This window comes from Sphingomonas aerophila, from assembly GCF_014199305.1.
In the GTDB taxonomy this organism is placed as follows: domain Bacteria; phylum Pseudomonadota; class Alphaproteobacteria; order Sphingomonadales; family Sphingomonadaceae; genus Sphingomonas; species Sphingomonas aerophila.
This window is the reverse complement of the sequence record NZ_JACIJK010000006.1, coordinates 303,896-318,562: the sequence shown is the minus strand read 5'-3', so window position 1 is coordinate 318,562 and position 14,667 is coordinate 303,896. Positions and strand designations below refer to the sequence as shown.

General features: G+C 66.2%; 16 protein-coding genes and 1 tRNA gene. 7 read left to right on the top strand and 10 right to left on the bottom strand.

Annotation, left to right across the window (positions count from 1 at the left end; genetic code table 11):
* The 5 genes from FHS94_RS11650 to FHS94_RS11635 form a co-directional block, all read right to left on the bottom strand.
* The coding region (locus FHS94_RS11650; protein WP_484592895.1) for a mannitol dehydrogenase family protein at positions 1-598 on the bottom strand (598 nt) is incomplete at its 3' end.
* Positions 595-2,112: a UxaA family hydrolase gene (locus FHS94_RS11645; RefSeq protein ID WP_184058019.1), complete on the bottom strand. Its 1,518-nt coding sequence runs from the start codon at positions 2,110-2,112 to the stop codon at positions 595-597. The genes FHS94_RS11645 and FHS94_RS11650, both read right to left, overlap by 4 nt.
* 295 nt (positions 2,113-2,407) lie before the next feature.
* Complete coding sequence (locus FHS94_RS11640; RefSeq protein WP_184057942.1) at positions 2,408-3,100, bottom strand: aspartate/glutamate racemase family protein; 693 nt, start codon at positions 3,098-3,100, stop codon at positions 2,408-2,410.
* Between the two features lie 80 nt (positions 3,101-3,180).
* A complete protein-coding gene (locus FHS94_RS19170; RefSeq protein ID WP_221234714.1) occupies positions 3,181-3,381 on the bottom strand; it encodes a hypothetical protein in 201 nt (66 codons plus the stop codon).
* 263 nt (positions 3,382-3,644) lie between these two features.
* Positions 3,645-3,720, bottom strand: a tRNA-Glu gene (locus FHS94_RS11635).
* An 86-nt stretch (positions 3,721-3,806) separates the two neighbouring features.
* Here FHS94_RS11635 and FHS94_RS11630 point away from each other — a divergent pair.
* From FHS94_RS11630 to FHS94_RS11615, 4 genes are read left to right on the top strand one after another with little or no spacing between them, the layout of a single operon-like run.
* The gene (locus FHS94_RS11630) at positions 3,807-4,643 is read left to right on the top strand and encodes a PIG-L family deacetylase (protein ID WP_184057940.1); all 837 of its coding nucleotides are present in this window, start codon (positions 3,807-3,809) and stop codon (positions 4,641-4,643) included.
* Complete coding sequence (locus FHS94_RS11625; protein ID WP_221234713.1) at positions 4,640-5,677, top strand: glycosyltransferase family 4 protein; 1,038 nt, start codon at positions 4,640-4,642, stop codon at positions 5,675-5,677. The genes FHS94_RS11630 and FHS94_RS11625 overlap by 4 nt, the downstream gene beginning before the upstream one ends.
* Positions 5,674-6,522 (top strand): class I SAM-dependent methyltransferase, encoded by an 849-nt coding sequence (locus FHS94_RS11620; protein WP_184057936.1) that lies wholly within the window; start codon positions 5,674-5,676, stop codon positions 6,520-6,522. The genes FHS94_RS11625 and FHS94_RS11620 overlap by 4 nt, the downstream gene beginning before the upstream one ends.
* Positions 6,519-7,463 carry a GNAT family N-acetyltransferase gene (locus FHS94_RS11615; RefSeq protein WP_184057934.1) on the top strand — a complete coding sequence of 315 codons (945 nt, stop codon included), beginning with the start codon at positions 6,519-6,521 and terminating at the stop codon, positions 7,461-7,463. The genes FHS94_RS11620 and FHS94_RS11615 overlap by 4 nt, the downstream gene beginning before the upstream one ends.
* 9 nt (positions 7,464-7,472) lie before the next feature.
* Here FHS94_RS11615 and FHS94_RS11610 read toward each other — a convergent pair whose 3' ends face one another.
* Positions 7,473-8,846 (bottom strand): class II 3-deoxy-7-phosphoheptulonate synthase, encoded by a 1,374-nt coding sequence (locus FHS94_RS11610; RefSeq protein WP_184057932.1) that lies wholly within the window; start codon positions 8,844-8,846, stop codon positions 7,473-7,475.
* A gap of 81 nt (positions 8,847-8,927) precedes the next feature.
* Positions 8,928-9,098 carry a hypothetical protein gene (locus tag FHS94_RS11605; RefSeq protein WP_184057929.1) on the bottom strand — a complete coding sequence of 57 codons (171 nt, stop codon included), beginning with the start codon at positions 9,096-9,098 and terminating at the stop codon, positions 8,928-8,930.
* 155 nt (positions 9,099-9,253) lie between these two features.
* Between FHS94_RS11605 and FHS94_RS11600 the strand changes: the two genes are divergently transcribed.
* Positions 9,254-10,252: a M48 family metalloprotease gene (locus FHS94_RS11600; RefSeq protein ID WP_184057927.1), complete on the top strand. Its 999-nt coding sequence runs from the start codon at positions 9,254-9,256 to the stop codon at positions 10,250-10,252.
* On the opposite strand, the gene FHS94_RS11595 is transcribed toward FHS94_RS11600, so the two are convergent.
* Both FHS94_RS11595 and cysS read right to left on the bottom strand, forming a co-directional pair.
* Positions 10,246-11,184, bottom strand: coding sequence for a D-2-hydroxyacid dehydrogenase (locus tag FHS94_RS11595; protein WP_184057925.1), 939 nt, complete (start codon positions 11,182-11,184; stop codon positions 10,246-10,248). The genes FHS94_RS11600 and FHS94_RS11595 overlap by 7 nt on opposite strands.
* Positions 11,181-12,617, bottom strand: coding sequence for a cysteine--tRNA ligase (gene cysS / locus FHS94_RS11590; protein ID WP_184057923.1), 1,437 nt, complete (start codon positions 12,615-12,617; stop codon positions 11,181-11,183). The genes FHS94_RS11595 and cysS overlap by 4 nt, the downstream gene beginning before the upstream one ends.
* Before the next feature lie 168 nt (positions 12,618-12,785).
* Here cysS and rpsU point away from each other — a divergent pair, with 168 nt between their 5' ends.
* Positions 12,786-12,992, top strand: coding sequence for a 30S ribosomal protein S21 (gene rpsU / locus FHS94_RS11585; protein WP_007404630.1), 207 nt, complete (start codon positions 12,786-12,788; stop codon positions 12,990-12,992).
* A gap of 101 nt (positions 12,993-13,093) precedes the next feature.
* On the top strand, positions 13,094-13,726 hold the full coding sequence (locus tag FHS94_RS11580; protein WP_184057921.1) for an FKBP-type peptidyl-prolyl cis-trans isomerase: 633 nt from the start codon (positions 13,094-13,096) through the stop codon (positions 13,724-13,726).
* 91 nt (positions 13,727-13,817) lie between these two features.
* On the opposite strand, the gene FHS94_RS11575 is transcribed toward FHS94_RS11580, so the two are convergent.
* On the bottom strand, positions 13,818-14,594 hold the full coding sequence (locus FHS94_RS11575) for a metallophosphoesterase family protein (protein ID WP_184057919.1): 777 nt from the start codon (positions 14,592-14,594) through the stop codon (positions 13,818-13,820).
* Between the last annotated feature and the right edge of the window lie 73 nt (positions 14,595-14,667).

Here is a 14,667-nt window from a genome sequence, read left to right as displayed (position 1 = left end):
CCAGGGCGACGGTCGCCGCCCGCAGCTTCGCACCGTTGCCGGCCATGTTGTCGCAGCACAGCACCGCAAAGGGCGCCGTGCCCGCCGACGCCCGCGCTGCCAGCCCTTCCACCAGCCAGCCGACCAGGCTGCGCGGGTGAGCCGGGCTTCCCTGGTCGTGAACGATGTCCGGGTGGTCGACGTCGAGCGTGCCATCGCCGCGCAGGCAATAGCCCTTTTCCGTCACCGTGCTGGTGACGATCCGGACCGCCGGGTCGGCAAGCAGGTCGCGCAGACGCGCCTCGTCACCGGGTCCCACATAGGCGCGATGGGCGCCGATGACCTGTACGGACGGCTCCCGGTCGAGCACGGATACGCTGTACAGCCCGTCCTGCGCGCGCAACGCCTCCACCGTGCCAGCTGACCGCAGCGACACCGCCGCGATGCCCCAGCGCGGGTCATTCGCCAGCAGCCGGTCAACATACCACGCGCCATGCGCCCGGTGGAACGCGCCCGGGCCGAAATGCACGATCCCGACCGAAACAGCAGCCGGATCGTAGGCGGGGCGAGCAACCAAGGCCGGCACGCCCGGTAAGGAAGCGACAGACAAGCGGGTCACAGCGTCACCCCGCGTTTCCAGATCGCGATCTCCCGCTCCCCGTTCCGCTCGGCCGCCGTTTCCGCGCCGGATGCGACCGCGCAGACACGTTCGATCAGCGCATCGGTTGTCTGGTCCAGCCCGTCCTCCAGCGCCTGACCCGCATCGAAGTCGATCCAGCCCGGCTTGCGATGCGCCAGGGCGGAGTTGGAGGCGATCTTGATGGTGGGCACCGGGAAGCCCATTGGCGTGCCCCGGCCCGTCGTGAACAGGATCATCGTTGCACCTGCAGCCGACAGCGCCGTGGAGGACACGGCGTCGTTGCCCGGGGCCTCCAACAAGGTGAGGCCGTCCCGGCGCAGGCGTTCGCCATAGCGCAGCACGTCGGTCACCCGAGCTCGTCCACCTTTCTGAACGGCACCCAGGGATTTCTCCTCGAGAGTGGTGATGCCCCCGGCGACGTTGCCGGGCGATGGGTTCTCCGACACTGGCTGGCCCTGGTCCAGGAAGTACCGCTTGAACCGGTCGACCAGGCCGACGACATCCTCGAAAACTCTTTCGGACGTGGCGCGGTTCATCAGCAATTGTTCCGCCCCGAAGATCTCCGGAATTTCGGTCAGCAGGACGCGTCCGCCCGCGCCCGCTACCGTATCGGCAACGCGGCCCACCAGCGGGTTAGCCGTGAGGCCGGACAGGCCGTCCGATCCGCCACATTTCACGCCCAAGGCCAGTCTTGAGAGCGATACGTCCTCGCGCCGTGCAGTTGCGGCTTGATCGACCAGATCGTCGACCGCGATCAGGCCCTCCGCCAGTTCGTCCGCCGCCAGTTGCGCCGACACGCTACGCACAAGGGATCGGCGCTCAGGGGGGAGCTCTGCCAACAGTGCGTCGAGCTGATTTTCCTCGCATCCCAGGCCGACCAGCAGCACACCGGCGGCATTGGGATGCGCGGCAAGCGAGGCGAGCAGTGATCGCGTGCCGTCCAGATCGTCGCCCAGTTGCGAACACCCGAAGGGGTGGCTGAAGGCATGTATGCCGTCGATCCGGCCTGAGTGGCGCTCACCAGCTGCCGCCGCGATGCGTTGCGCGGTGCGCGCGACGCATCCAACAGTGGGCAGGACCCAGACCTCATTACGCGTGCCCACACGTCCATCCGCGCGAACATAGCCGCGGAAGCTGCGCTCATGGCCTGCAACGGGTGCGGGGGGCGCCATCTCAGGATGGTAGTCGTAACGGCCCTGCCCCAGCAGTGCCGTGTGCATGTTGTGGCTATGGACATGCTCGCCGACAGCGATGTGGCGCGTTGCACGCCCGATTGGGAAGCCGTACTTCAGGATTGCATCGCCCGGCGCCGCAGTTCGCAGGGCGAGCTTGTGCCCGCGCGCGACGGGCTCCCGAAGTGAGATGGATTCGCCGCCGATGGCGATCCGCTCACCGGCAAACAGGTCGCGAAGAGCGGTTGCGACATGATCCTGGTGATGAACCCGCAGGGCGGGCAAGTCTGCCGGATTGGGATGGGTCAACGTGTCGGTCATGACAGAATGGATGGCCACGCGGGCTCGCTCCGAAGCTCCTGCAACTACAGCCTTCCTCATTTGGGACGACGTCCCACAACATGGAACAGCGAGCGCGGGATGTCACCCCTGTTTCGGGTTCAGCCCCGTGACGATGGTTATTGAATAGCCTTGCGGTATCGCCGCAAGGATCGATACAGGCCAGCCAGCCTGGTTCAGAGCGCGATCAGCGGTGCCGCCGACCGGTCTTGTTCTCGGATCCCTATAGCCGGCAAACCATGCACCACGGGACCGACCAGCTTCTGCACGTCACCGGTCAGCTCAGCGCGAAGTCGACGCATGCCCCGCACTGAAGCTCAAGCGGATCTACCACCGCCATGGAGGTCAAGCCCTGATCCACAACGAGCGGTAGCTCGGTACAGGCAGTCACGACCGCGTCGCAGTCCTGGCCCTCATAGCGCGCAAGTAGCTTGTCGAAGTAATCCCGGAACGAAGACGTCATCTCGCCCTGTGCGAGTTGCGACTGAACAGCCTCAATCTCGTCGCGTTCCTGCGCCGCAGGGACCACGACCCGAATGCCGGCGGCGTTGAGCGGGCCGGCGAAGAAGTCGTCCTCCATCGTGAACTTCGTGCCCAGGAGCAGCGCCGAGCGCACGCGTTTTCGGATCAGGTGATCGCGAGTCAGTGTAACGGCGTGAAAGAACGGGATCGGAGCGATGTGCTGGGCGATCTGGTCGTATGCCTTGTGAAGTGTGTTGTTCGCGAGCATCCAGCAGTCGGGCCCGAACGACAGCAGGCGATCAATCTCCGGCCTGAGCAAGCCGGGAATCTCCGCCCACCGATCCAAGTAGCGACTTTTGATCTGGTGATAGCCGATGCTGTACAGGACGATGCGTGCCGAGTGATTTCCGCCAAGGCGTCGGTGCACCTCCTGATTGACCATCCGATAGAACAGGCCGGTGGAAGGCCAGCTAGTGCCGCCAAGGATTCCGATCAGCTTGGTGGACAAGGGCGGACTCCTTCTTCGCCTGGCCTGCGAATGTCGGCGATCTCCCGCGCGTTGCAATCCCAGGCGGGCGTGAATGTCCGCTAGTGGGCCAGTCCGCCCGCTCCTGGCGCGCTATTCTCGGTTCCCGTCGCCGCGTAAGGGAATCGCTGACCTGCGTGGTCGACGAAAGAATCGTGGTTGCGCACATCATCGTACAGCACCGCCAGCGACTTGTGCCGGCTCTGCTTAGGCATCTTGAAGATATTGGCGCCGGGTGCCGTCAAATCTTTGATTTGCTCCACCCACCGCGAATGCAATGCAAACTTTGTCACATCGAACCTGGCTGCGGCGACGCGCGGCCTCAGTAAGGCGCCACGCGCCCTGTCGCTATTGGATCGGGGGTGGGCCGCGCGAGGGATCTTTGCTAATCTCGTCGCCATCGTCGCTGCCAGCGAACCGCTTTTGGTAGCTCGACCACTCGTGCGCCGACATCGTGTACACATCACATGTACCCGCCGATAAGCAAACGTGAAGAAAACCGCCCTCTCCGCCATCTGAGCAGATCTGGTGACCCCTACGGGACTCGAACCCGTGTTTTCGCCGTGAGAGGGCGACGTCCTAGACCGCTAGACGAAGGGGCCGCGCGGTGGAGGCGGGCGATTAGGGGAGGTGGGAGCACGCGTCAAGGGTGATCGGAACGGCGCAGGCCCGGCGGCGTTGAGCGGGCGTGAATGGGGCAGGGGACGAGAGGGGCGACGGCGAGCCCGGACGCTGGGCGCAGCGACTGGCGGAGGGCGGCCGGATCGACGTGCCCGTTGCCGTGGTGGTGGCGCATGCTGATGATGAAACGCTGTGGGCCGGCTCGGCGCTCTCTCGTTTGGGCGATTGCCGGCTGATCCATGTCACGGATGGAGCGCCGCGCGACATGGCGGACGCTGCGCGGCTCGGCTTCACGGACCGGCAGGGCTATTCGGCAGCGCGCGCGGCGGAGCTTGACCGCGCCTTGTCCCTGCTTGGCGCAGGCCCTGAGCGACTGGCCTATAACATCGTGGATCAAGAAGCGGCGCTTGTGCTGCCAGCGCTGGTCGATCGGCTGGAGCGGGACCTTGCCGACCGGCTGGTCGTCGTGACCCATCCCTATGAGGGTGGCCATCCCGATCACGACAGCGCGGCCCTGGCCGTAGGGCTGGCGATCGACAGGCTCCAACGCCGCCACGGTAAATCTCCGGCACTCGTCGAGTTCGCCTGCTACCATCGCGTCAACGGGCAGCGGCGCTTTGGCGCGTTCTGGCCCAACCTGGACCGTCCGGAACAGGTGCGCTGGCTGGATGATACCGACCGGGCGCGCGTGGATGCCGCGATCGAAGCCCATGCGACCCAGGCGCAGGTGATCGGCAACTGGCGACCCGACTCGGAGCGCTGGCGAGCGGCGCCAAACTATCTGTTCACCGAGCCGCCACCGCCCGGCGAGGCTCTGTACGACCGCTTCGGCTGGGTCATGACGGGCTCGCGCTGGCGAATACTCGCATCAGAAGCGATCGTGGCCGAGCGGGCATGGGCGTGACACGTCCGCTGACGGTGGTCAGTGTTGCCTACCCATTCGCTCCCGTCAGCGCGGACCCGGCGGGTGGCGCCGAGCAGGTTCTGGCCCAACTCGACCGGCGGTTGGTCGCTGACGGGCACCGCTCGATCGTCATCGCGGCGGAGGGCTCTTCCTGCGCCGGGGATCTCGTGCCTGTCGCGGCGGAAGAGGGGGAGATCACCGACGCCATGCGCGCCGTGGTACATGCTCGCGTGCGGGCCGAACTGGCGCAGGTGATCGAGCGCGAGCGGGTCGATCTAGTCCATTTTCATGGCATCGATTTCGACGCGTACCTGCCTGATCCCGGCTTGCGGGTGCTTGTCACGTTGCATCTGCCGCTTGATTGGTACCCGCCCGCCGTGCTCTCGCCGACGCGGCCCGATACGTATCTGCTTCCGGTCTCCTCGTCGCAGGCGCGCGGAGCTCCCGTGGGTGCCCGCTTGCTAGATCCGATAGGCAACGGCGTTGATGTGGACAGCTATGGTCCCGCCACACGCAAGGGAAGCTTCGCGCTCATGCTCGGCCGGGTTGCGCCCGAGAAGGGCTTTGCAACCGCCATCGACGCGGCGACGCGCGCAGGCTCTGCGCTCGTCGTGGCCGGGCAGGTTTACCCTTATGCGGCGCATCAGCGTTACTTTGACGAGGATGTCGTACCGCGGCTGGACAGCAAGAGGCGTTGGGTCGGGCCGATAGCAGGCGTCGCCAAGCGGCGATTGCTGGGGCAGGCGCGCTGTTTGCTCGTGCCCTCTACCGCGCCGGAAACATCGTCGCTGGTGTCAATGGAGGCTCTGGCGTCGGGAACCCCGGTAATTGCATTTCGCTCAGGCGCGCTGCCTGAGATCGTGGAGGATGGCGTGACGGGGTTCCTGGTCGACGACATGGAGGGCATGGCCGACGCCATCGCGCGGATCGATGCGATCGACCCCGCAACCTGCCGGCAAGTGGCGTGCGAGCGCTTCTCCGTGGCCCGGACAAGCGGCGCTTATCTCAACCTCTACCGCCGGTTGGCCGCATGAGAGACGCCTTGCTCGACCGGTGCCGACAGGGGCAGATCTCACCCCAGATCGCGCTCGCGCAGATGGTGATCGGCGGCGTGATGCCGGATGGCGAGGTGTTGGCTCGATTGGCCAGACATGAACTGCCGGACTCGCCGGTGCGGGCGCTCGCAGACCTCGCAACGACGCACCGTGACCAGCTTCGCGTGCTGCAGGATGTGGCTGCGTCCGGCATCGATCCGGTCGGGGATGATCCGGTGGCCGCGACGGCGGCTTTGTATGATCGGCTGGTCGCGGTCGCGCCGGAAGCTGCTGTGGCCTTTTACTCGCTGGGCGACCCCACGCTGCTTGATCGGGCGACGGCGGAATTGGTTTCGGTAATTCGGTCCTGGGCGACGGTGCCGGGCGCCGACGTCCTGGATCTCGGCTGCGGGATCGGGCGAGTGACGCTGGCCCTCGCGGACGAAGCCAATTCCGTTCTGGGCCTCGACGTTTCAGCAGGCATGGTCGCAGAAGCGGCGCGACGTGGCGCTGGTCATACAAACGTGCGGTTTGCGGTCGGTAACGGACGCGACCTGGCGGGAGTAGGGGATGCAAGCATCGACCTGCTGATCGCCGCGGACAGCTTTCCGTACGTGGTCGGGGCCGGGCTGGCGGGCGCCTATGTGGCTGAAGCAGCCCGCGTGTTGCGACCGGCTGGGGTCATGCTCGTCTTCAACTGGTCTTACCGAGGTGACGTGGCAGCGGATGTCGCTGAAGCGCGGGCGCTGGCCGAGGCGCATGGTTTGACGCTCGACCGCGCCGGCGAAAGGCCGTTCCGGATCTGGGATGGTACCGGCTTCCGGCTTAACCGGGCATCGGCATGAGCAACGCCGATTGGTGGGACCTGTGGCGGCGCGACCGGCGCGCGACTCCGTTCCAGTCACCTGCCTGGGTCGACGCCTATTGGCGCCACATGGGCGGGGGTGAGCGGCGCGATGCGGCCGTGCGTGACGCGAGTGGTCGGCTGGCCGCCTTTCTTCCGCTGACCATCTGGCAGGACGGCCCGGTCAATCGGCTGATCCCGGTTGCAGCGGGGCAATCCGACTATTCGGATGCGCTGATGGCGCCTGATGGCGACACAGCCGCGCTTTGGACGGCGCTGCTCAATCACTCTGACGGCTGCGATGAGGTGCTGCTGCCCGACCTTCGGCCAGGATCGCCGCTGCTCACCGCACCGCCCGCGGGCTGGATCGCGATGGACGAAGAGGGAGAGGTCTGCCCCGTCCTCTCGCTACCAGAAGAGGGCACCGTACTCGCAGCGATGAGCAAGTCGCGCCGCCGCAAGGTCGTCCATGATCGCAATCGCGCCGAGGCGCTGAGCGGGGTAATCGATGGCTTTGCCGATACGCCTGCCGTCGTGGACGAGGCGCTCGACGCCCTGTTCCGCCTGCACGCAGAGCGATGGGCACGCGAAGGACAGGACGGCGTCCTGGCCGACCCACGGGTGCAGGCGTTCCTCCGAGACGCGGCAGCGGGGTTGCTGGAAGAGGGCCTGCTACGCTTGGCAACCGTGCGCTATCAGGGGCGTATCGTGGCCTCGCTGCTCGGCTTCGTCGATGGTCCGCGCGGCCATAGTTATATCAACGGCGTGGACTTTTCGGTGCCGGGGCAAAGCTTTGGTACGCTCGCCTTCGAACGGCTGATCGTCGCCGGGCATGAGAGCGGGGCGCGCGAGTTTCACTTCCTGCGAGGGGAGGAGGCTTACAAATATGGTTGGGGTGCGGAGCCGACGCGCACCGTCCGGCGGACGGTGCGTCGCGCCTGACAATTAAGGTCAGGCCGCGTCCTTGCGCCGCTCCGCCATCTCCTCGTTCAGCATTTCGGCGAGCAGAAATGCAAGTTCCAGGCTCTGGCTGGCGTTCAACCGGGGATCGCAGTGAGTGTGATAGCGATCTGCCAGGCTCTGTTCGGTCACGTCTACCGCGCCGCCGGTGCATTCGGTGACATTCTGGCCGGTCATCTCGGCGTGGATGCCACCCGCATGGGTGCCCTCAGCCCGGTGGACCGCGAAAAAGCCGCGCACTTCGGCCAGAATGCGGTCGAAGGGCCGTGTCTTGTAGCCGGTCGCGGCCTTTACCGTGTTGCCGTGCATTGGGTCGCACGACCACACGACGGGGTGCCCCTCGCGCTTTACCGCCCGCACCAGCTTGGGCAGCCCTGCCTCGATCTTGTCGTGGCCAAAACGGGTGATCAGCGTCAGCCGTCCTGGCACGCGAGCCGGGTTCAGGGTTTCGCAGAAGCGCAGCAGCGCGTCCGGCTCCAGTGTCGGGCCACACTTGATCCCGATCGGATTGCCGATGCCGCGAAGATACTCGATGTGCGCCGACCCTTCAAAGCGGGTGCGGTCGCCCAGCCAGAGGAAGTGGGCGGATGTGTCGTACCAGTCGCCCGTCAGCGAGTCCTGTCGCGTCATCGCCTGCTCGAACGGCAGCAGCAGCGCTTCGTGGCTGGTGTAGAAGTGCGTTTCGTTCAACTGCGGCACGGTTTGCGGGTCGATGCCGCACGCCGCCATGAACTCCAGCGCCTCACCGATTCGGTCGGCCGTTTCGCGATACCGCTTCGACCACGGGCTCGATCCCAGGAAGTCATGAGTCCAGCGATGCACCTGGTGCAAATTGGCATAGCCGCCCTGCGCAAAGGCGCGCAGCAGGTTCAGCGTCGCCGCCGACTGGCTGTATGCCCTGATCATCCGCTGCGGGTCAGGCGCGCGGGCCGCCGCATTGGGCGCGATATCGTTGACGTTGTCGCCGCGATAGGAGGGTAGCTCCTCGCCGCCGATCATCTCGGTCGGGGCGGAACGCGGCTTGGCGAACTGACCCGCCATGCGGCCGAGCTTCACCACAGGCAGCTTGGACGCGAAGGTCAGGACCACCGCCATCTGCAGGATCACGCGGAACGTGTCACGAATGTTGTTCGGGTGGAACTCCGCAAAGCTTTCGGCGCAGTCGCCACCCTGCAACAGGAATCCGCGGCCCGCAGCAACGTCGCCCAACGCGGTTGTCAGATTGCGGGCTTCGCCTGCAAAGACCAGCGGCGGGAAGGAGCGCAGCGTATCGGTCGCCGCGGTAAGGGCGGCGGCGTCAGGATAGTCGGGTAGCTGGCGGGCCTCGGCCCGGGTCCAGCTGTCGGGGGCCCAATGGGCAGCCATGACAGGTCGTCCGGTTGCAAAACAAAGCGCGACCATGCGCCCGATTGCCGCGCGAGGCAATCGGCGACGAACGCGGACAGCTTACCGCCCTGCTGTACGACGCTGGGCATCCCGTGCGATTTCGTGATCCTTGATGCCCCGCAAGCGCCGTGCGCGCAATTTGCGGCGGCGGCCCAGCACGAGCCCCGAGATGGAAAGTCCGATCACCAGGGCGGCAATCAGCGCATAGGCCAGGACGAGACGGGTCTCCAACGACAACTCCTTTGAAGAAGTGGCGCTTTTACTGCCAAGTGTCAGCCGCGCAACCCGAGTGAATATTCCTGACATTCGGTCGGGTTAGTTGGTCTGACCTCCCCCGGATCTTGTCGCGCTGGCTAGCTGGCGTCAGGTTCAGTAAGCGCTGCCAAGTGCGTTGGTCCATTCTCGTCCGTCTTTCCGCTGTTCTGTCGCTGGCGCAGCCGTTCCAGCTCCTTGCCGAGCCAACCGGCGGCGACGACACGCTATCCGCCTTGCAACAGGTCGATGGCCAACTAGCCGCGATCGGGTATCGGCTGGTCACGACCAATCTCGCCCTGTGCGACCGTGTTGCTCCCAGTCCGGGTTGGGTCATCCATGCTCTCGCGCAATATGATTCGTCCCTACGCAGCGCCGCAACCGCCAGGTTCGGGTTCGAGGCGCCGGTGGCGGTCGAGACCGTGGTGCCGGGCAGTGCAGCAGCCACGGCGGGGGTCCAGGCCGGAGACTCCGTTCTGGCTGTCAACGGGACGGCGGTGTCCGCCGCGGCACCGACCGGCAAGGCTGGTGTGGCCGAGCGTGATGCGGCGCTCGCGCTGATCGCTTCCCAACCGGCCGCTGCGCCCCTTAGCCTCGACCTGTTGCGCAACGGGCGTCGCCGGCAAGTCACGATAGCGGCTTCTCCCGGCTGCCAGGCATCATTCGAGCTGAAGGTTGGGCCCGGGCTGACCGCAGCGTCGGACGGTCAAGGTGTCCAGATCGGCAGCGCCTTTTTCGCGCGCTGGCCGGAGGATGAAGTCGCCGCCGTGGTGGCCCACGAAATGGCGCACCTCGTGCTGCGGCACCGTTCTCGATTGGAGGCGGCGGGGATCACATCAGGGATGCTCGCGGAGCTGGGACGTGCTGGCCGAATCCACCGCCGGGTGGAGGACGAGGCCGACCGCCTCAGCGTGGCATTGCTCTATAATGCGGGGTTCGACCCCTCTGCGGCGGTGAGGCTATGGCGCAACCATGGCGGGCAGATCGATGGCGGCCTGTTCCGCAGCCGTACTCATCCGTCGTCCAAAGCGCGGGCGGCGGCGCTGGAGCAGGAGATTGCAGCGATCCCGCCCGGCTCGCCGCGCCCTTACCGCCCCGCCTTGATCGATACGCGCAGCACGCCGCTTCAGTAGCCTGCGGACAAGTTCGCAACGTTCGTCATTGGTCGTCCGTCCCGGTAAGCAGCGAGGTTCTCGAGAAAGAGGGCGGCTGCCTTGCGAAACATGCTGGTCTGGCTCCGCCCCGACATGTGCATCGTCACCAGGCAGTTTGGCGCGGCCCAGAGCGGGTGGTCCGAAGGAAGCGGCTCTGGCTCAGTCGTATCCAGGATGGCACCGCCGATCTTGCGCCCCTTCAGGACCGCGACCAACGCATCCTGATCGATCATGTCGCCGCGGGCGATGTTGACCAGCCAGGCGCCAGGCCGCATCGCCGCCAGCTCGGCAGCCCCGATCATCGCGCGAGTGACGTTGGTTGAGGGCGCGGCGAGCACCACCCAATCGAAATCGCCCAACCGGTCGCGCCAGGCGTCCGCGCCCAGCGTTCCGTCGCGGCCGGATCGCGTCACCCCGACCACCTCGACCCCGAATGCGGCCAGTCGATCCCCGATGCGCCGGCCGATCGCGCCATAGCCGATCACCAGCGCGCGCGTGTTCTCCAGTTCTCCCGTGCCCGGCGGACCGGCCAGCCACTCACGCCGGTCATGGGCCCGGACGACGTCGTCCAGCCGCTTGGCCGCGGTGAGCACGCCCATCACCGCCCAGTCTGCTACGGCTGCCGCGTTGATGCCGGCACCGTTGGTCAGCGTGACGTTCTTCTCACGCAGCAGGCCGAGGGGAAAAGCGTCCAGGCCGGCATAGATCGTCGTTATCCAGCGCAGGCGTGGCCCGGCGGCACGGATCGCCTCAGCAACAAGCGCTGTTGGCTGCATGTCCACCCATGCGATCTCCGCGTCCTTGATCCCTACCTTGGCCTCGTCCGGCGACGCGAACCAGGCGACGTCCAGATCGGCTGGAAGGTGAGGTTCGAGAAGCGGGCGGGCGAGGGCGGGGAGCACCGCCTTCATGGGTTTACCTTCCAATCCCAGCCGAGCGGATCACCGTCCATCACCTCGACCCCAGCAGCGGCGAGTTGGTCACGGATCGCATCGCTGCGTGGGAAGTCCTTCGCGGCACGGGCATCGCGGCGGTCGTCCAGTCGCGCCTGCACCGATTCCTCGTCGAGCAGCGCCGTCGCGGGGCGCACGCGCAGATCTGCCCGGGTCAGCGTTACCAGGCCCAGACCCAGCACCGCATCGAAATCGCCCAGCGCTGCCAGCCGATCCTGCGGCGCGATCCGTTTGTCGGCGACCATGGCCTCCAGCACGGGCAGCGCCCGTGCGGTGTTGAGGTCGTCCGACACGGCCGCGTCCAGCGCCTCCCGATAAGCCGCCGTCGATCCGGTGGTCGGCGTCGCGGGGCGGGTCCGGAGCGTTTCGATGGCCTGCACCAGCCGTTTCAGCCTGGTCGAGACCGCGGCCAGGTTGTCCCAGCTGAACTCCAGCTCCGACCGGTAGTGCGCCTGAAGGCAGAGCAGCCGATAGGTGAGGGGGTGATAACCCCGGTCAACCAGCACCTTCAGGCGCAGGAACTCGCCGGTCGATTTCGACATCTTCCCGCCGCGCTCGACCAGGAAATTGTTGTGCATCCAGAATGTCGCGCCAGTGTCGGCACAGCCGCAATGCGCCTGGTTTTGCGCGATCTCGTTGGGATGGTGGATCTCGCGGTGATCGATGCCGCCGGTATGGATGTCGAATGCCGCGCCCAGATACTTCTGGCTCATAACCGAGCATTCGAGGTGCCAGCCCGGTGCGCCGCGACCCCATGGGCTGTCCCATTCCATCTGTCGCGACTCGCCGGGCGGGGTGGTGCGCCAGATCGCGAAATCGGCCGCGTTTCGCTTGCCCTCCACCTCGGCGATCCGCCCTTCCGCCGGGTCCTCTCCGGTATGGGCACGGGCAAGGCGGCCGTAGTCGGGCACGGTGGACACGTCGAAGTAGAGGCCGCCCGGCAGCGAGTAGCAGTGCCGAGGCGCGATCGCCTCGGCAAAGGCGATCATTTCGGCGATATGGTCCGTCGCCACTGCCCAGCGGCTGGGTGGCAGGATGCCGAGAGCTGCGACATCCTCCTTGAACACCTCTGTGAAATGGGCCGCAATCTCCCAGATCGATCGCCCGGTGGTCGCCGCGGCGCGTTCCATCTTGTCGTCGCCCGCATCCGCGTCCGAGGTCAGGTGGCCGACATCGGTGATGTTGATGATGTGGGTCACCGGCCAGCCTTTCCACCGCAACACACGCCCGAGCGTGTCCGCGAACAGGAAAGCACGCATGTTGCCGATGTGCTGGTAGTTATAAACGGTGGGTCCGCAGGTGTAGACGCGCACATTGGCAGGATCGATCGGCCGGAACGACTCGGTGGAGCGGGTTAGCGAGTTATAAAGGGTGAGGGGCGCGCCTTGCATGGCTGGGCCTTACGTCACCCTGCCTGCCTCGCAAAGTAGGCTGGAAGCGGCAGGCGCGGTCGCTTGCGGGTTGCCTCGCGAGCGCCAGCCTGCTAGGCGCCGCCTTCACACGGCGCGAGCTCCGGCTTGCGGCCGCGATAGCCATTGATCCGGAGTTCGGTTTTTCCCATGCAGATCATCGTTCGCGACAACAATGTCGACCAGGCCCTCCGCGCGCTCAAGAAGAAGCTGCAGCGTGAAGGCGTGTATCGCGAAATGAAGCTGCGCCGGCATTACGAGAAGCCCTCGGAGAAGCGCGCGCGTGAGCGTGCCGCAGCTGTACGCCGCGCTCGCAAGCTGGAGCGCAAGCGGGCCGAGCGGGACGGCGCACGGTAGGATGCCGGGAACGCCGGGCAGACCGGCGTTTCGTTATAGTTTTATGTGATTGTCTGGCCGGCGCGCGTTGAGTGCCGGCCGTGCCGTTCAGGGGCCAGCCCATGTCGACCGTGACCGCCGTTCCGCTCCAGCCGGTCAAGCGCGGCTATCTGATCTGGCTGTGGCTTGGTATCGCCCTGGCGCTTGTCGGTGCGGTGGCGCTGGCCCGGCAGGGTGACGACTTCCTGGTGCGAAACGGCCGCGCTGGCGGTGTCGTGACCAGCCCCACCGGCTTGCAGAAAAAGGTGCTGACGGCCGGCCGCGGCGGTGCCCACCCGACCGACACCGATGTCGCGCTGGTGATGTACGAGGGGAAGCTGCTCGACGGCTCCACGTTCGATAAGTCGCAGCAGCCGACCCCGATGCCAATCGCGGGTGTCGTGCCGGGCTTTGGCGAAGCCTTGAAGTCGATGAGCAAGGGCGAAAAGGCCCGCTTCTGGCTGCCTTCGGCGCTGGGCTATGGTGAACGTGCTAATGGCCCGATCCCGGCCAATTCGACCCTGGTTTTCGACGTCGAGCTGATCGACTTTCTGCCAGAGGCGGTGATCCGCCAGATGCAGGCGCAGCAGGGTATGATGAGTGGCGGTATGCCAGGTGGCCCAGGTGGCGCAGCCGGTATGCCGGGTGGCCCAGGCGGGATGCCCGGCGCTCCGGGCGGGGTCCCTGGCGGTCCCGCTAGCGCGCCGCCGCGCTAAGCTGAGAAAGACTTGAGATTATCGAGCCGTCCGTGCCCGCACGGGCGGCTCTTTCGTGGCCGGCTATGAGAGCGCCGCGCCGTTGTTCTAATCAGCCGGTCTGGAGCAACCACTGCTCCGTGCCTTCCAGGCCAAGCGCCGTAAGCCGGCCGCTGGCATAGGCGCCAGTGTCGATGCCGATCCGGTGCGGCCGGAATTCGACCTGGTCAGTCGGCGTGTGGCCATGGACGACCATCTTCTCCAGCATGCCGCCGCGATGATCGAGGAAGCTGTCGCGGATCCAGCGCAGATGCCGACGTGACTGGGCGTCGAAAGGTGTGTTCGGCTCGACCCCGGCATGCACGAACGCATAGTCGCCGATCGTGATCATGTCCTCGAACCCGGCCATGAACTCTCGATCTGCGGCCGGAACATGCTGGGCCAGCAGTTCGGCCAGTTCCGCATAGTCTGACCGCTCATAAACCGGGTCGGAGACGCCATAGCTCAAGGCAGTCTCGCGACCGCCGACCCGGCAGAACATGCGCAATGCGCTGCCGTCGCCCTCAAGGGCCGACAGGAAGATCTCTTCATGGTTGCCGTGAATGAAGCGGATGCGACGGGCAACCGTGCTTGTGTCGGCGAGCTCCCGCAGTCGCGCGACCACGCCGGCCGACTCGGGACCACGATCAACCAGGTCACCCAGAAAGATGAGCGTCGTTCGCGACGGACCGCGCGCGCCGTCGTCCCCGTCGATTTTCGCGACCAACTCATCAAGCAGGTCCAGGCGGCCATGGACGTCGCCCACGGCGTAGACCCGCTCCCCCTCGGGCACGGCCGGACTGGACGGAGCCGCAGCGGCGCGGCGCGATCGAAGCAATTTCGCGATCATGGGACCTGACGTGGTTGTTGCCGGGAGATAGGCCTCGCCATGCTGCACCGCAACTACGTCGGTTCTAAGGTCG